This window comes from Sorangium sp. KYC3313 (assembly GCF_052075895.1).
GTDB lineage: Bacteria > Myxococcota_A > Polyangia > Polyangiales > Polyangiaceae > Sorangium > Sorangium cellulosum_B.
Window position 1 is genome coordinate 10,171,724 of record NZ_CP197255.1, and the last position, 17,162, is coordinate 10,188,885.

General features: G+C 68.4%; 9 protein-coding genes. 5 read left to right on the plus strand and 4 right to left on the minus strand.

Going from position 1 to position 17,162, the window contains the following annotated elements; all coding sequences use genetic code 11:
* Positions 1 to 211: 211 nt before the first annotated feature.
* Positions 212 to 2,113 carry a hypothetical protein gene (locus ACSRUE_RS38575; protein WP_441287927.1) on the minus strand — a complete coding sequence of 634 codons (1,902 nt, stop codon included), beginning with the start codon at positions 2,111 to 2,113 and terminating at the stop codon, positions 212 to 214.
* Positions 2,114 to 3,068: 955 nt separating this feature from the next.
* On the opposite strand from ACSRUE_RS38575, the gene ACSRUE_RS38580 reads away from it, so the two are divergent.
* Positions 3,069 to 4,412: a hypothetical protein gene (locus ACSRUE_RS38580; RefSeq protein WP_441287928.1), complete on the plus strand. Its 1,344-nt coding sequence runs from the start codon at positions 3,069 to 3,071 to the stop codon at positions 4,410 to 4,412.
* On the opposite strand, the gene ACSRUE_RS38585 is transcribed toward ACSRUE_RS38580, so the two are convergent.
* The 3 genes from ACSRUE_RS38585 to ACSRUE_RS38595 all read right to left on the minus strand — a co-directional run bounded on the left by ACSRUE_RS38585 (position 4,401) and on the right by ACSRUE_RS38595 (position 11,526).
* Entirely contained in the window at positions 4,401 to 7,640 is a 3,240-nt protein-coding gene (locus ACSRUE_RS38585; RefSeq protein ID WP_441287929.1) for a serine/threonine-protein kinase, read from the minus strand. The genes ACSRUE_RS38580 and ACSRUE_RS38585 overlap by 12 nt on opposite strands.
* A 33-nt stretch (positions 7,641 to 7,673) precedes the next feature.
* On the minus strand, positions 7,674 to 8,987 hold the full coding sequence (locus ACSRUE_RS38590; RefSeq protein ID WP_441287930.1) for a sigma 54-interacting transcriptional regulator: 1,314 nt from the start codon (positions 8,985 to 8,987) through the stop codon (positions 7,674 to 7,676).
* Positions 8,988 to 9,195: 208 nt separating this feature from the next.
* Positions 9,196 to 11,526: a 2OG-Fe(II) oxygenase gene (locus tag ACSRUE_RS38595; protein WP_441287931.1), complete on the minus strand. Its 2,331-nt coding sequence runs from the start codon at positions 11,524 to 11,526 to the stop codon at positions 9,196 to 9,198.
* Positions 11,527 to 11,724: 198 nt separating this feature from the next.
* Here ACSRUE_RS38595 and ACSRUE_RS38600 point away from each other — a divergent pair, with 198 nt between their 5' ends.
* The 4 genes from ACSRUE_RS38600 to ACSRUE_RS38615 all read left to right on the plus strand — a co-directional run bounded on the left by ACSRUE_RS38600 (position 11,725) and on the right by ACSRUE_RS38615 (position 16,919).
* The gene (locus ACSRUE_RS38600; RefSeq protein ID WP_441293177.1) at positions 11,725 to 12,795 is read left to right on the plus strand and encodes an AraC family transcriptional regulator; all 1,071 of its coding nucleotides are present in this window, start codon (positions 11,725 to 11,727) and stop codon (positions 12,793 to 12,795) included.
* A gap of 170 nt (positions 12,796 to 12,965) precedes the next feature.
* On the plus strand, positions 12,966 to 14,597 hold the full coding sequence (locus ACSRUE_RS38605; RefSeq protein ID WP_441287932.1) for an AAA family ATPase: 1,632 nt from the start codon (positions 12,966 to 12,968) through the stop codon (positions 14,595 to 14,597).
* A complete protein-coding gene (locus tag ACSRUE_RS38610) occupies positions 14,594 to 16,126 on the plus strand; it encodes a VWA domain-containing protein (protein WP_441287933.1) in 1,533 nt (510 codons plus the stop codon). The genes ACSRUE_RS38605 and ACSRUE_RS38610 overlap by 4 nt, the downstream gene beginning before the upstream one ends.
* A gap of 232 nt (positions 16,127 to 16,358) precedes the next feature.
* Entirely contained in the window at positions 16,359 to 16,919 is a 561-nt protein-coding gene (locus ACSRUE_RS38615; protein ID WP_441287934.1) for a hypothetical protein, read from the plus strand.
* The last annotated feature ends 243 nt before the right edge of the window (positions 16,920 to 17,162 follow it).

Below are 17,162 nucleotides of genomic sequence, written 5' to 3' on the forward strand. Positions count from 1 at the left end.
GCGGCCGGCGCGATCACGCGACGGGGCCGCGGCTCACTCTCCCCCGATTTGGACCCGGTGCGCGAACGAGGGGATCGCACACCGCAGCAGCGAGGAGCACTATAGACGAGGGACGCCGGTCGTCAAGCGGCGCCGGCCGGCTCGACCTGCCCGGCCGGGGCGGGGCCCGGGCGGCGCGTTCGGTGGCCGCGGGCCCCGCGCTCATCGCGGTTCAGTGGACGCTCAGCAGCGGCAGCCGCAACACCTGGAAGGGCGGGATTCCAACGCGGAACGAACACGACTGGTTCGCGAGGCTCGCGAGAGCCTGCTTGCGGTTGTCCATCTCCGCGAACGAATGGCTGAGCCCCCGATTGTCCGTCACCGTCAGCGGACCTTGCAGGAAGGCCGAGATGCCGGGAACGCCGCCGGGCCCCGCGGGGCGAATGTGGTAGAAGAGCGTGTCCGTCTCGCCCGTATGGCAGCCGCTGCACGTGTTGGACGAGAACCGAAAGCGCGCGTCGAGCTCCGCCGGCGTCTCCAGGTCCGGGTGATCCCAGAAGGTCCCGGCGTTGTAGGTCGACGCGCCGCCCATGAAGGGAACGCCCCCGCGGGCCTCGGGCATCGTGTAACCGGGGCTCATGGAGGCCAGGATCTCCGTGAGCAGCGCGTCGCTGCCGTTCAGATCGATCGGCGCCGGGGTCGTGCCCGGAACCGACGTGAAGCTCGCCTGGTGCTCGCGGGGGTTGTTCTTGGTGGTGGTCTGTTGCAAAGGTCCGCTCCCGGGGCGGATCACGAACTCGCGCATCTGCCAGATCCCCGTCAGATCGATCTCGTTCGTGCGCAGCTGGTTGAGCGCGCTCTGGTTGGGGTTGTCCGGCGCGGCGCCGTTCCTCACCACCTGCTCGGTCAACGCCTCCAGCGCCGTGCCGTAGGCGGGGTCACCGGGGAGCAAGGCGCTCAGGTTGACCCACTGGTTCGCCCACTCCTTGATGTCGACGCAGCTCGTGATGGGCACGCCGTACTCGAAGATCGCCGCGGCCTCGATCGGCTGGCAGGTGTCCGCGCTGTCCCTGGCGTCGCCGTCACGATTGCCGTCGCGCACCTCCATCAGGCCGAAGACGAAGCGGAGCTCGCCTCCGTTGTTGCCGGCGGCCCCGCCGAGGTAGGGCGAGCTCTGCGCGAGGTCAGGGCGAACCAGGATGGCCTGCAGCCGAAACGGCGCGATGCTGAGGTTCAACGCGCCCCCGCCGCTCCTCTGGCGCCAGGGGTTGATGATCATGCTGTCCACGTTCGCCGCGGCGGCCGCGCTCGTCGCGTCGAGGACCAGGCTGCCCGAGCTCGCGTTGACGATCTGCTGGGTGCGCCACGAAGCCAGCCACTGCTCGACGAACTGGCTCGCGGTGAGCCCGGACCCGATGGCCATCTGTTCCATCAGGTAGCCGAAGGTCCACTTCTTGAGCGGGGCGTTCGCGGCGATCGCGTCGCACGGGTTCATGGTGCGCGCCGGGTCCTCGATCACCGGCAGGGAGCGGATCAACAGCGACTTCTGCGGGTTGATGGCGGCCGTGGTCACGCCGCCGAGCGTGCGCAAGGGGCCGAGCTCCGCCAGGTTGGGCAAACGGATGGTCGCGCCCTTCTTCAGCGCCTCGATGTCGATCGCGTTGGTCTGCGAGATCTCGATGGCCTTGGAGGCGATGCGCGATCCCGGCTCGAACGTCTGGAGCCTGCGGGTCTTGAGCTTCGAGATCTCGCTGTTGATCTGGCTCAGCCGTTCCAGGTCGATGGGGACCGAGGCGGAGAACAAGCCGTCTCCGGCCTTGAGATCCGGCTTCGTTCCCGAGTCGTTGAAGGTGATCGCCTTCTCGCGCGCATCGAGGCTCATCTGGAACGCCGCGCCTTTGTTCTCTTCGATCACCCGCTTGCGGTCGCTCGGCGCGAGCTCGAGCGAGAGCACCCCGACGCCATCCGACGTGAGCCGCAGATGCAGTTGATCGACCCTGGGCGCCCGCTTGGAGGGCGCCACGATGAGCGAGTCGCTGTTCGATCCGGCGAGCTCCGGCTCTTCCGGCTCGGTGCCGCAGGCGGCGAGCAGCAGGGCGCAGGTCAACGCTGCGCCTATCGATCGATTCTTCATGGAATTCTCCATCGCTGGTCGTTGGTGCGCGCGGCGCGAAAGGCTCCCGCGCGTGACGAGAAGATCCAGAACGTCTGCAATCCTCACGCAGAGCTGGACGTATCCCCCGCCCTTGGCCACGGATCCCGGGCCGAGTGATGGCTATCCGGGCGCCTGACCGCCCGGTCGGGCAGACGCTTGCTGGTACTGCAGCTCCGGTGCCAACCGGACGGACGACCGCGTGTGGCCAGAGCTGGCCTTTCAGGCGCGTGCCAAACGCGGACGCCCGCGCCTCGACGGGGTGATGCCGAGGGCTGGATGTGGCGTGCCATGGCGGCCCATCGTTCGTGGCTCCACGCCGAAACGGACCGCCGGCCCGGCGCATCGGTACCGTCGCCGTCCTGTGACGCCCCTGGCTCCGCGCCGCGCGGTGCAACAGCGGGGCGCCCGACCTGTTACGGGGACACGTGCGCGGCGCGTTTTTCCGCAGCGCAACACGGTGTATCACCGGCGTAACACCCCGGTTTATCGCGGGCGCTGGGCGCGCCGAGCGGGCTCACCGCGCCGGCGCTCGGCGCTGCCTCGACGGGACGGCGAACGTGCCGCCCGCGATCAGAACCAGGCATCCAGCCACGCTGGTGGGCAACGGCGCGCAGCGCACACCGTGGCACGAAAGATGCTCTGGCGGCGGTAAAAACCATTCAGCATCGATGGGGCCAGCTGGCCAACCGCCGCGCGTCCGTGCCAGGATGCGCGTCCGCGAGGGGCGCTCACCTGGCGACTCGAGTTCAGGAGAAGGAGAATGCCTGTGGCCATCAGCCGTTTGTACATGGCGCTAGCCTGCATCGGCGTGGGTTCTTTCCTGGGGTGCGGCGGATGCATCGTCACGGTGAATCCCAACGGGCCTGTGACGCCGGCGTCCACAGGTGGGCCAGCAGCGCCAGTCGCGCCCCCGGGGCAGCTGCCTCACAACGGCATGCCCAAGAACGGCATCAGCGCGGAGGCGCTCCGCGCGAACAGCGAATTGCTCGAGCGCCTCAAGGTGAGCAAGCTGAACAGCCTGAAGCTCGACGATGTCAGGCCTTTCAGCACGCAGGACCCGACGCTGGAGCCCCGCGCCGTTCAGCTGATGCACTACATCGTATCTTTTGCCCTGAAGGAGGGCCAGAAGGTGTCGGCCCGCGTGGGGAACAAGCGCTACGAGTGGAACGGGCAGATCGGGGCATGCGCCGGCGGGGGATCGCTCGGGGACTGGTTCAACGACCTTCCATCCCCGGAATGCCTGCAAGCGGTCTCCGCCGGCGTGCTCGCCCGGGTGAACGCGCTCAACAAGGTGGTCGTGGTATCCATGCGCGGCCCAGGGGATCTCGTCGCGCTCCACGACAAGGTCCCCGCCGAGACCAGGTCTCGAGAGAGGAACACCGGCACAGGCGAGGCCACGAAGATCGAGAGCTTCGCCGCGTGCAACGCTCCCGGAGGACCGCGTCAGGCGACGAGCGACTGCGGGTGGACGGCGCGTTACGTCGGGCAATGCGTGGCGCAGCGGTCAGGCGATAGCGGGCCGAGGAAGGTCACGCTCAAGCTCAACTCGGCCCACGCCAGCTCATCTCCGGTGTTCGTGCGCGTGTGCGCGGGCATACACGGCTGCAACCATGTGGACTACGACGCGGCAGATCCTCGCAGCAGGTACATCAAGCACATCAAGAGCGACACGCTCGACGGTCCGGGCGACACGGTGGATTTCTTGTGTCCCCCGAATGGTCCTGCTGGCACAGGCATTGTTGACGAGACGAGCTCCACCCCCGAACAGGTCGGGTACTTCAGCGTGATGCTATCGGAGCGAAATTTTGCGGTCGACGTGAAATTCGAGAATGCGCTGGGCGAGGGCGTGAGGTATCCGGCGAAGGAGGTGGAGCTGTTCAGGTACCGCGAGGGCGGGTTCTACGGGAACATCTTCGATTCGAACCCCGGGGGGGCTCGGCCCGACGGGGTGCTCTTCGACAAGCAGTACGCGTGTTATGGCGAGGACTGGAGTCAAGGCATGGCGAACCTCGCCGACAGGCTCTGCGCCCTCCCTGCGTCCGACGCGGCAGCGCAGTGCTTCGTCCATGAGCCGAAGCCATGCTCTCCTTTCAACGGGAATCCGGGCGCTTGCGCTCGGTCCGCTGGTGACAGGCGATCCATCTACACGCCGTGTGATGAGGCGGGCGCAAACTGGAAATACCCTGTCACGGTCTATTTGAACCATCCATGCGATCTCAGGAGCGATGCCGGGTGCTCGTCGTTCAAACCCTGGTTGATCGACCGTTCACTCAAGTAGCCTCGCCGCGAGCCGCCTCATCGACTCGACCGCCGGGACAGGGGCGTCCACCGCCGACCAGGCCTTGATCACCCGCTGGGCCAGCTCGAGGGCCCGCTGCCTGTCCCCGCGCCTCGCCGCGCGCTCCGCCTCGCGCACCGTCTTCAGGCTCGCGCCGTTCAGGGCCTCGCTATCGTCCGGGCTCGCCCGCTCCAGCCGGTCCACGAGCTCGTGCTCCCCCTCGCGCTCATAGGTCGCGACCATGGCGTCGCCGAGCACCTCGACGAACGGCTCGGGCTCCTGCAGCAGCGGGCGCCACGCCAGCGCGGCGCCCCTCCGGTCTCCGCTGGCATGACGCTCGGCTCCCGTGATGAAGCTCTCCGTGTTCGGCAGCTCGCCTTCCGGGAACCGGACCCGGAGCTTGCGAAGCCGCTCGAAGCAGCGCCGCGACACCGCCCGGCTGGCGCGGGCGCAGACGGCCCCCATGCGGAGCGGGACGCTGATGTGGGTGCCCTCGAGGAGGGGTGGCTCCGGGTCGAGGAAGCGGGCGGCGATGAGGTCGGCGATCTCGCGCTCGCGCCCGAGGACGAGCGCGAGCTCCAGCGCGCGCCAGGCGATCTGGAGGCGTTGCACGCGGACAAACCCGGAATCGAAAGGGGAGATGGCCATCGCGCGCGTCGCCCGCTCGAGGGCGGCGCCGATGCCGGCCTCGCTCGCCTCGACGCGGAGGAGGAGGAGCTCGCCGCCGACCTTGTGCAGCACCTGGCTCCCCTGGCCCACGGCGAGCGCTATCCCGCGCGCCTCCTGGCGCGCTCCCTCGCGGAGGAGCCGATCGACCAGCGTGTCGGCCACGTTCATGTCCAGGGGCGAGAGGACATAGGCACGCCGCGCGAACCTGAGGGCGCGCCTGCGAGCCTGCTGCGCAGGAGCCTCGGCCGCTCCAGGGTCGGAGTCCTCGAACAGCCACCCATACGCCTCCCACGGCATCCAGGCCCGCATTCCCTGCAGCGCGCTCGCCGCGCTCCGGGTCCCGTGCGTCACCGTCGCCAGCTGCACCCAGGGCGCGCACCACTCCCCGATCGGGTTCTTCGGCTCGGCCTGCACCGCGCTGAACGCCATGTCCTTGGCGAGCGTCGTCGTCTCCGTGGCGCGCCTCTCATCGGGCGACGGCAGCAGGCACGATAGGGTCGCCGCGAGGGTCGAGCGCCCCCAGGCCGACGCCTCGCGATCATGGAGGCGCTGGAGCTCCGCCACCGCCGTCGGATCGACGGCACGCCGCATCATGAGATCGACGCGGGCGCGCGCGGCGAGCTCACCCGGTGAGGCGTTCGCGCTGACCGGTGGGAGCGCGAGCACAGGTGCGGGCTCGCCGAGCGTGTAGGCGCAGCGGAAGCGCTCTCCTGGTCCCATCTCCGCGAGCGCGCCGCCGCGCGCCTCGAACCGGGCGCACTCCTGCCGGAGCCCGCCGGCGTTGTGGGTCATGGCCAGCGTCAGGTCGAGCAGATCCAGCGCCCCGTCGACCGTGCGCGCCCTCGAGTAATCGGCCACGGCGTCGTCGAGGCGCGGGGCCTTTGGCAACGCCCCCGCATCGACCCAAGGGTCCATGGCGTTCCTCACGGCTTCATAGAGCGCGCTCGCCCTTCCGACCGAGGACGCGAGCTCCCTGCCGTCGGCGGCCCGCAGCGTGACCGTGAGCCGAAAGGCACGCGACGGCTCCAGGACGACCGCCCCGTCCACGTAAGCCGCTCCCCTCCCGCGCGCCGCGTCCAGCGATTGCGCGCGAGCCTCCGGCCCGGCATAGGGATCGATCGGAGCCGTGTCCGCGTGCGGCCGCGGGAGCGAGAGCAGCTCCGCAGGGACCAGCGTGCGCGCCGCGCGGCCTCCGAGGAGGACCCGAGCCCGCTCGCAGAACGTCGCCGCCGCGGCCGCTCCCAGCCACCCGGCCGGCTCCTCGACCCCGGAGGCCTCCAGGATCGGGCAAGCGAGCACGGCGCTGTCGGGCTCCAGCGGAGATCGCACGACGGTGGGAGGAGGAGCAGGCGCTGGCCGGTGAGGGAACGCCCACCGGACGGCGCCCAGACCCATCGCGGCCAGCGTGACGATCGAGGCTGCGATCCAGCGCCACCGGCGCGACCGATGCACGATGGCCTGCTGCTGAGGGGAGGTCGGGTTCGGTGAATCGCTCTCGGGCTCGGAGCGAAGCGGCTCGGTGCCGGACCCCCATGCGCCGGGGCCCACCGAGTCCGTGCGCCTCACTGCCTCGCCGCCGCCCCACCGCCCGTCGGATGGGAACGTGTCGGTCCGCGTCGGCCGCTCGCCGACGGGCGGCGCCCCCTCACGAGCCTCGTCCACGTCGGCCTGCTCGGCGGGCAGATCGTGGCCTGGCACGCCGAGCGCTCGCGCGAGCGCCTCGACGGCGGCGCCCGCCGTCGAGAAGCGCTGGCCCGGCGCGAGCGCCGTCGCGCGAGCAAACCAGGCGTCGAACGCGGGCGGCAACGTCACGCCGTGGCTCGCGGCGCGCTCGCACGCACGGTCCTTGGGGCCCTGCAGCGCGATGAGCGCGAAGGCGACGGGGCTGTCGCCAATGCCCACTTCGTCCTCCCAGTAGGGTCTGCCGACGAGGAGCGTGAACGCGATCATGCCGAGCGCGTAGATATCGGCGGAGCGTGTGATCCTGCCGCTCTGGAACTGCTCCGGCGCCATGTAGATCGGCGTCCCGACCGCGCCGGTCGAGCCGCGGGTCGCGCCCTCGCGCAGCACCTTCGCCACGCCGAAATCGAGGATCTTGAGGCGCGGGGCGTCGTGCTCTCGCTGCTCCAGGAACAGGTTGCTCGGCTTCAGGTCGCGGTGGACGATGCCGAGCTGGTGCATCTTGTCGATGGCCGGCGCCGCTTGGCCGAGATAGGCGAGCACCTCCTCCGGCGGGTGGCGGCCCACGCGCGAGAGCCGCTCACTCAAGGTCTCCCCCCGGAGCAGCTCCATCACGAGGAAGGGAGTCCCCGTGGCGTCATCGACGCCCGCGTCGACGACATCGACGAGCGCGGGGCTGTCGACCTGACCGGAAACGCGGGCCTCCAGCGCGAATCGCTCCCTCAGGTCGGCGCGCTCGACCGTATGAGGGTGCATCACCTTGAGCGCCCGCCGGCGCTCCGTCTGGACGTCGATCACCTCGTAGACAGCGCCCATCGCGCCCGCGCCCAGCCGCCGCACGACGCGGTATCGGGCCGCGATGACCGTGTCCGGCGTCACGGTCGCCTCACCCCACGACCGCGGCGCAGCGCCTCACTGGCGGAAGTCATCGGGGTCGATCTCATAGCGCTTCAACCAGCGATGGATCTGCATCCTGGCTTTGCCCATGGCGCGCGCCACGCCGGCGATGTTTCCGCCGTGCTCGCGCAGGAGCGCCTTGAGCTCGTCGGACCGCGCGGGATCGTCTGCCTGGGCCGCGGCGCCTACGGCGTTGCGCCGCAGCGCGCTGTTCAGGTGATCGAGCTCGATCGTACCCCGCTGCGCCAGCACCGCCGCGGTCGTGATGCACTGCTCGAGCTCGCGCACGTTGAGCGGCCAGCCGTACGTGACGAGGGCGCGCGCCGCGCGCGGGTGCAGCTGGATCTGCTCGGCGCGCGCTCCGTCGGCGCGCCGGAGGATCGCGCCGAGGATGAGGCCCAGGTCCTCCCGGCGAGCCCGGAGCGGCGAGAGCTCGACGGCGTGACCGGAGAGCCGCGCGAGCAGGTCGGAGCGGAAGTCGCCCGACGTCGCCATGCGCTCGATCGGCCGGTGTGTGGCCGCCACGACGCGAAGGTCCACGGAGATCGAGCGCGTGCCGCCCACGGGGCGCACCTCGCGCTCCTGGAGCACGCGGAGCAAGGCCACCTGGGCGGACAACGGCAGGTCGCCGATCTCGTCGAGGAAGAGCGTCCCGCGATCGGCGCTGCGCACGAGCCCGGGGCGATCCTCGGTGGCCCCGGAGAAGGCGCCCTTCCTGTGGCCAAAGAGCTCGCCTTCGACGAGATCCCGCGGCAGGGCGCCGCAGTTGATCGCCACGAACGCGCCCGGCCTGCCCGAGAGCGAATGGATGGCGCGCGCCATGAGCTCCTTGCCGGTGCCCGTTTCGCCCTGGATCAGCACGGGGATGGTGGAGGCCGCCACCACCCTGAGCTGCTCGAACATCTCGAGCTGTGACGGGATGAGGGAGAGCAGCCCGGGGACGTGCGCGGCGAGGCTCGACGCTTCCAGCAGAGTGACCTGTTCGGCGCCGCGGGGAATCGCCGCGCGGTAGAGGAAGAACGTGCGGCCCAGCTCGAGCACGTCGCCCTCCGCGAGCTCGGCGTGCTTCCTCGGCGCCCCATTGAGGATGCTGCCGTTCTTGGAGCCGCAATCCTCGAAGCACCACCGGCCGAGGACCCGCATGATCCGCGCGTGCCTCGACGAGAGCCAGGGGTCGTCGAGCCGGATCTCGACGCGCCGGCGTGAGCCGCTGTCCGCGACCTCGAGCCTGCGGGCATTGCCGCGGCCGATAACGACCTCCTCCACGTCATCGAGCGCGATGCGCGCCGACGACGCGAGCGGCCGATGGCTGTCCGCGATCAGAAACAAAAAGCTGCCGTTACCTGATTTGTCCAGATACCGCTGTCCGCCCGTGGCGGATAGCGTTCGTTGTTCAGGTTCACCAGGCACGAACCAGTCGTACCCAGTCGGGCAGACGCGGTCAATATGCCACGGGCGGCATTCCGAGCGGCTGCCGCGCGGGTTGCGTCTGGTCATCGACTGGCCAGCGTCCCGGCGTCCTCGCCAGATGGAGCGGTCAACCGAACGCGCTGCGCTCCTTCTTGAGCCAGGTAAGCAGCGCCTTCTGTTGCGCCCGCAGCGCTGCTTCGCGGTCGAAGAGCGCCTTCTCTTTCGTCAAGACGAGCGTCTGGGGGCTTCCGCGGCGAAGCGTTGTGTGGGTGACGGGCAGGCGGTGAGCATCGATCACACCGTGGATGTGCCGCCTCCGTTCCTTGGCCAGAGGCCACGCGAGCTGGACCTGGGCTCGATCGACCAGAAACGCCGCGAGCACCTTGCACAGCGCACAGGAGCACCCGGGCGGGGGCTCGATCGACCAGTCGTCCGCGCTGCGCGCGTTCGCCGCGACGGCTCGTTCGAGCAGGACCTCGACGCGGCGAACGAGCGCCTGCAGCCCGAGGGCCTGCACCGCGGCGGGCTTGCGCCCCTTCCGGCACCTCTTCAACAGCGCGCCGGCGGTCATGAGCGGCAGCGCCGACTCGGGCGCCGTGAGGGAGGCGATGAGGTCGTCGCGAATGGAGGGCGCCCGGATCGCGGCAGCGGTCTCCAGCAACGAGAGCAGATCGTCGACGAGTCGATCGGCGCCGGCCTCCCTGACGGCTTCCGGCAACAGGAGCGCGCCCTTGCGCCCTTTCTCGAACGAGTCCACCTCGCGCGAGAGGAGCCACGCGGCGAGCGCCTCGCCGTGCTCTCCGCCGGCCCGGAGCGCCTCGCCGAGGCGGGGGAGGAACGAGAGCCAGGGCGGGGTATCGTAGCGCGCGCGCTCGGCCCACGCGGAGAAGACCTGTTTCGACCACGAGAAGCCGTAGCGTTCGACGAGGGCCACGAAGGCAGGCACCACGCCGGGACGCAACCGATGTGGCCCCGAGGGCGAGACGAGCCCGAGGGCCAGATCGGCGTCGCCGAGCGCCGCCGATACCTCGATCAGCCGCTTGAAGGACGCCTCGCTCAGCTCGTCCGACGCAGCCGTATGCCAGGAGGGCAGGAGCCTTTTCGCCTTGTCGCGGGCCTCGTCCGCCCTGCCCGCCTCGACGTGGGAGCCGAGCTCGTCGACGGCCCATGACGGCGATAGCTTCGCGCGCACCTCGAAGGCCAGATCCCGCGGCCACATCACGACGGCGGCCCGATGATACCAGCGGTCCACGGTGTTGCCGTAGTTGCCCATGTACCCCTCGTGCTCGGACTGGAACGGCGCCATCTCGGTCGAGGCCCTCGTGAAGCATACGTCGTCGCCCGCCCGCATGGTCGCGATGCCGGGCGCGCTCCGCCCATCCGGGCCGACCCAGTGGCGAAGCACGACATCCGTACAGAGGAGATCGATGAGGTCGTGCTCGTCCGCGTCGCGGGCGCCCTCGGGATCGTCGTCGTGACCGCGATCGCCGCGCCAGCGACCACCGTAGTCATCCCAGGCGCCCTCGCACGACCAGCTCTCGTGCACGTCGGCGAGGGCGAGGTACACCTCGCAATCGAGGCGCTCGGCGACCTCTTGCAGCGCCGAGGCGCGCAGCCGATCCGTATTCTTGAGGTGGCCCCATCCGAGGCTCTTCTGCGTGTACTCGTGGTCCAGGAGGTAGATCAAGCGGTCCGGCCGCCGTGGGGGAGACTGCGCGTACGGCAGCGAGATCGGCGTCGAAAGGTAGGCTTTGCTGCTCGCCTCGATGCGCTCGATCGCGGCGCGGCCGAGCGGCGCGCGAGCCTCCGCTGCCCCGCGGTAGAGGAGGTGGTACGTGAGGGAGATCCGGTAGCCTGCGTCGACCGGCTTCACCTCGTGGCGACAATCCGCGTAGAAGGCGAGCAGCGATAGATCTTTTGGACCCCGCGCGGCCCCGCGAAAGACCTTCTTCTTCCCGTCGTGCTCGACGACGATGGATCCGCCCTCGTGCCTGGACGGCAGCTCCACCACGAGGGTCCCCACCATGTCGTCGGCGCGCTCCGAGTCCTGGTGCGGCGCGAAGAACTGGCCGGGTCCGTACACGAGCATCTTGTCGAGCTCGGCGTGGAGCTCACCGCCCTCGGGCAGCCCGAGGCCTTGACGGACGAGCGCCAGCTTCGGAGCGAGGGTGCGCCGCCACCGCCGCGTGTCGATCTTGAGCCGGCGCCGGCCGATCTCCCAGCTGTCACGCACGCTCGTATCGAGCAAGGTCTTGTCGCGCCGGCCGAACGGGGCCGGGCGGGCGACGGAACACAGCTTTCGCGCGGTGGCGGCGGAGATCGGGAAGCGGATGGGGCCGACCCCCTCGACCTCGATGTGCAGATCCTCGCCGCTGCACCCGAGCTCCGTGGCGAACGCGCCTGCCGGCTCGACGGCGGCGAGCGCCGCGGCGATGTCCTTCAACAGACCAGCTTGCAAGTGGGTGTCTCCTGCCAGGGACGCATACCACGGCCCCAGACGCTTCGGATATCCAAATGGGCCGTTCACCGGCGCAATGGGGCTCTGCACCAGAAAAACGGAGCGAGCGGGCCGCGCGGATTCGCTGGATGACCTCGAAAAGAGATTTTTCTTTCGTCAGAATGAGAATTTGCGACCCTTGAAGGCAATGCCACCGTGATGACGTCCGTTGCGAGGCTGGTCGTCGACCTCGGGCTCCGCGACGGCATCCGGCTTGGCGCGATGGAGCGCGCCGCGCGCCTGCCGTCGCTCGCCGCCGCTCCCGACCGGCGCATCGAGATCGACCGGCTGCTCGATCTGTGGACCTATCTGCGTCAGATGCTGGACGACCCGTCGCTGCCGATCCGCGTCGCGCAGCGGGCGAGGGTGGAGGACCTGCATGTGCTCGGCTTCGCGATCATGAGCGCGCCGTCCATCCGCCATGCGTTCGACACCGCGGCGCGGTACAGCGCGCTCCTGACCGACTCGGGCCGATGGGAGGCGATCGAGAGCGGGAAGCGCGCCGAGGTGCGGTGGCATCGCCTGCGGCCGCTCACGCTGGGGCACCGCCTCTCCAACGAGACCGCGCTGGCGCAGAACCTCGGCTGTCTGCGGCAGATGGCGGGCGACGCCCTCACGCCGCTGGAGGTGAGCTTCCGCCACGCGGCCCCGCCGCGCCGGACTGCGCACGTGGAGTTCTTCCGTTGCCCCGTGCGGTTCGACGCGCCCTGGGACGGGATGGTGTTCCGCCGCGAGGTCCTCGACATGGTGCCTGTGGGCGCGAACCAGAGGTTATGGGAGTACCTGTGCCGGAGCGTGAGCGCCCTCTGCGAGCAGCTCGCGCCGCCGTCGAGCGCGGACGGCGTGCGGCACCAGTTCGCCCGCGCGCTCGCGAGCGCCGAGGGCGGGGTCCCGACGCTGGACGACGTGGCTCGCTCCCTCGGCACGACGGAGCGGACGCTGCGCCGGCGCCTGGAGGTCGAGGGGACGAGCTTCCGGAAGCTGGTCGAGGAGGTGCGCCGCGACCGCGCGGCCGACCTGCTGGCGAGGAGCAGCGTGACCGAGACGGCGCTCCGGCTCGGCTTCTCGGACACGACCGCGTTCACCCACGCGTTCGGGCGCTGGTTCGGCTGCCCTCCGCGAGAGCTCCGGGGCGCGAGGGGGGATGGCGAGCCATCAAGGGACGTGAGCGGGGGCGAGCCTGGGACGGCGTCCAGGGCTGGGTCGCGAGCCACGATGCGACATGTGTGAACGGGTGCGTCGGCGTTCGACAGCACGCGGACTTGTGGCGCAGCGCTGCTGGTGAGATCCTCCGTGCGAAAGGTCACCAGAAATGCTCGAATGGACAAACTTGGTCCGCCCTTCGGTTGACTACTCGACTACTCGTTAGCTGGCAGAAGATGCTGTACTGTGGGTAAGCAATGGAAGTTTCCAACCTGGAACTGACGACCAAGATTCGAAAGCTGAGGGATCTGTTATGCGGAGGTTTGGTTGAACGCGACGTCGCGATCCGGCTCGCGCTGATCGCCTCGCTCGCAGGCGAGCATCTGCTCCTGCTTGGGCCGCCCGGAACGGCGAAGAGCCTGATCGCCCGTCGGCTCCGGCTCGTCTTCTCAGAAGCCACCTACTTCGAGCGTCTGCTCACGCGCTTCACCGTACCAGAGGAGCTGTTCGGTCCGCTGTCCATCAAGGGGCTCGAGGAGGATCGCTACGAGCGCCTCACTTCGGCTTACCTGCCAACGGCATCCATCGCGTTCCTCGACGAGATATTCAAGGCGAACAGCGCGATCCTCAACGCGCTTCTCACCCTTCTCAACGAGCGCGAGTTCGACAACGGGACACACCGCGTCAAGACGCCGCTGATCGCGGTGGTCGGCGCGAGCAACGAACTGCCCGAAGGCGAGGAGCTCGGCGCCCTCTTCGACCGATTCTTGCTACGCCTCCACGTCGGCCCCGTGTCCAAGGACGCCTTCCCGATCCTGCTCGGACTTCGTGGACACGCATCCCCCGAGATCCCCGAGGCCCTAAAGCTGACAGCCAGCGATATTGCGGCCGCGCAATCGGCGGCGGAACGGGTCGAGGTCCCCCCTGATGTGGTCGCGATGCTCTGCGACCTCCGCGACTGGTGCACCTCCGAAGAGATCCCGGTTTCCGACCGTCGCTGGCGCAAGATTGTGACGCTGCTCCAAGTCGCGGCTATTACCAACGGACGCAACAAGGTATCGATATGGGACTGCTGGCTGCTCCAGCATTGCCTGTGGGACACGCCCGAGGACCGTCAGAAGGTGTACAATTGGTACGCGTCGCGGGTAGGCGCGAGCGCAGCGATGAACCCGACCAGGCTCACGCGGATCGTTGTGTCGTGGGAGGGAAAGCTGAAGGCGGACCAGGACAGTCGCTCGCAAATGCGGGACGAGCAGGGGCGGCTACTCTACAAGGCACCAGATGGAAGCCTGACCGCTGACACCAGGGGGCGCGTCCAGGGAATGCGCGGAGAAGCTAAACTCTACTTGGCGCCGGCGCAATGCTGGACTCGCCAGTACTGCCAGGAGCAATACCGGGTTCGCGACCGAACCGATGGTGGCAAGGGATACACCACGAATGAACTCGACGCCCTCTACGTCGGCGAATATGAGCAGTTCCAGCACTGGCGCAACCGCCCAACCTACCTCGCCGATCCGAGTAATTGGAGCATGGCAGACATTGATCTGGCAGCCAGCATGGAGCCCACGAGACACAAAGGCCTCTACGTCGATGCATGTCTTCGGGAGATCGACGAGCTCAAGCTCGATGTCACCAAGTACAAAGCTCTCTTGTTTCAGCATATGCAGTCGATGGAAGACGAGATTCGTGCGCATCTGTGGGTGACTTCGGATTTCATCGAACCTTCGTTCCAAACTCTTCAGCAAACCCGACACGATATTGAGACGCTCCTCGTCCGAGTTCACAAGGTGAGGACGGGATTCGAGCTCCTGCCGCGCGAGGTCGACGGCGGTGGGCAGCCAGCGCCAGCTCTCAAGAACTCCGGCGCAGAGTCATCAGGAACAAGATGATGAGCAACGTCTTCGACGCGGCGTCCCTGGAGCGCCGTTATGCTTTTCTCGACGATTGCCCGGAGAACTTGCTCCACGAAGTGGTGACGTTGCCGGTGGGCAACCTGCCCGAGCGAGTATCGGGCGTCCGCTGCTGGCGCGATGCGCTGCTCGCAGGGAGGCTGCCTTCCACGGACACCTGGCCGCCCCATGAGGTGGCGGCCCCGGTCCGCCGTGCGCTCGACGAGATGGGGCTCGTGCGCTTCTGCAAGGACCAGCCCGAGCTCGTCGACGCCGTGATGAAGGACATCCTCGCCGCATTCGCGCGCTGGACCGGGGTGCTTCGGTCCGAAGTGGTCGAGCGGCTGCGCGAGCTGGAGGAGCTGGAGCGCAGCAAGCGAACGGAGAAGGACGAGGTGCGAGCGCGCCGGCAGAATCGCGCAGCGCGCTCTGTTCCGCTGGACGAGGAGACGCTTCGGCGTCTGCGGGAACAGGCGGAGCGCGAGATGGCAAGTCGGGGAAGGGACGCGGACGCCGGCCTCATCGAGGCGTGGGGAGCGCGAGTGCGCGCCTGGGTAGAGATCGGTGACGTGTTTGGAGATCTCGGTGAGATGCTTGGCCGTGGTTGGGACCTCTCCCGCGGGGTGCTTCGCCACACGGGCTGGCTCGACCTGCTGCGCCTGCACAAGCTAGTAGAGAGGATTCCGCAGCTTCGTGAGATCGTGCGGGCGCTAGGGCGGCTGCAGGTCTCCGACAAGCAAACATCGGTAGCGGAGAAGATCCTGGTCCCGGTCCGACGTCTCGAAGAAGAGCGGCAGGAGAGCCGAACTCCCCACATCCCCGCGGAAACCCGCGGCGTCGAGCGCAGCGGCGAAGTCGCGCGAATGCTGCCCGTCGAGGCTTCGATGCTCGGCCATCCGAAGTTGCGGCTCCTCTGGCACGCGCGTCGAGCGGAGCGAGCCCTGCTTACCTACCGAGTGGAGGGTGTCGAGATCGAACGCGCGTTGGTTGAGCGCGAGACGAACGAGGAGAGCGATGGGCAAAAACCCCGTCCCGAACGCGGACCGATCCTGGCCGTGATCGACACCTCGGGCTCGATGCACGGGCTACCAGAGCAGGTTGCCAAAGCGCTTGCGCTCGAGGCCTTACGCACCGCCCATGCCGAAAAGCGCCGCTGCTTCCTCTACGCTTATAGCGGTCCTGGCGAGATTCTTGAGCACGAGTTGAACCTCTCGCCTGAAGGCATCGGTCGCTTGCTCGCGTTTCTTGGCTTCTCCTTCGGGGGCGGCAACGACGAGGCCGGGGTCATGGAACGAGTGCTCGAGCGCCTCAAGGAAAATGACTGGAACAAGTCGGACGTTGTGCTCGTTAGCGACGGCGAGTGGCCTGCTCCGGCGAGTCTAGTATCTTCGGTTCAGAGGGCACGGGATGATGGCACGAGGTTCCACGGCGTCCAGATCGGAAACCGAGGAAACACAGGTCTACATGCCATTTGCGACCCCATACACGTCTTTCAAGACTGGATAACGGCGGGAGGCTCGAAACAGTGAACAGTCAGCTAACAGCCGGTTGCAGCGGACGGCGCTGCGCACTGCCACTGAACCGGATCGCTAGAGCGACAGACCGGCTGAAACCCCAGAAAAGGGCAAGCATTTGAACCGCCAAGCGCGCCAAGGACGCCAAAATTGTGTCTTGTTCTTGGCGTCCTTGGCGCGCTTGGCGGCTCACTTCTCGCTCGCTCAACGTGATCGGCGTCCTAGGTAGACTAGCAACGGTCGATCGATGAAAGCTCTCGAGCCTCTGCGGCTTCTCTTCGAGCTCGCGAGCTCGTATCGAGTACCGGCAGGGATCGTCGCCGCCATCAACATTGCCCTCGCGATCGGCGCGTACTCGGTGCTTCCGAAGCATGCCGCCGGTTCCACCGCCCGTGTCGGCGCTTTCGCCCTGGCTGGTCTGCTTGGCGGGCCAGCGGCCGTTGCGGAGACTCTCATCGCGATCGAGCTCCTTGATTTCCGGCACGAAGCCGCCGGCCTGGCGCTCGCCTTCCTGCCGGTCTTGCTGGTACCAACGACGGTGGCCGTCCTCGTCTGGCTTTTCGGCGACTCCCTCGCCGGCGGCAGCAGGCGCCCCGCCTTGACGCTGCTGGGCGCGATCCTCGGAGCCACGACCATGGCTCCCCTGTTGGTCGTCGCGCTCGAGCACTCGCCGCCGCCGCTGCTGCGCGAGCTTTCGCGATTGCTTTCGGAGTACGTCGCACCCTTCGTGTGGTACGCGTTTCTCGCGCTTCCAGTGGCCGCTGGCGCGGCTTGTGGGTTCACCGTTCTACGTCGCGCGTCTCGCTAGATGCACAACCTCTCGGCCGATGCTGCCGGTACACGAAGGGCCCCCGGGGTTCGAATACCACGCGCACGGCTCCCCATCGCGGCGGAGCTCAGCGAGCGCCGCGATCAGCCCTCTTCCCGCCTTGGGTGTCAGCGTCGCGAGCGCCGACGCGTGGATCAGGTCCTCTCTCCCCTGGTCCGGACCTCGGCTCGCCGGACAGAGAACCTACACCGCCCGCCACCGGGTCTTCCGCATTTTTTCCTC

Coding starts and splice junctions, on each gene's coding strand:
- ACSRUE_RS38615 (WP_441287934.1), top strand. CDS start 16,359: ATGAAAGCTCTCGAGCCTCTGCGGCTTCTCTTCGAGCTCGCGAGCTCG.
- ACSRUE_RS38605 (WP_441287932.1), top strand. CDS start 12,966: ATGGAAGTTTCCAACCTGGAACTGACGACCAAGATTCGAAAGCTGAGG.
- ACSRUE_RS38600 (WP_441293177.1), top strand. CDS start 11,725: ATGACGTCCGTTGCGAGGCTGGTCGTCGACCTCGGGCTCCGCGACGGC.
- ACSRUE_RS38575 (WP_441287927.1), bottom strand. CDS start 2,113: ATGAAGAATCGATCGATAGGCGCAGCGTTGACCTGCGCCCTGCTGCTC.
- ACSRUE_RS38580 (WP_441287928.1), top strand. CDS start 3,069: ATGCCCAAGAACGGCATCAGCGCGGAGGCGCTCCGCGCGAACAGCGAA.
- ACSRUE_RS38610 (WP_441287933.1), top strand. CDS start 14,594: ATGATGAGCAACGTCTTCGACGCGGCGTCCCTGGAGCGCCGTTATGCT.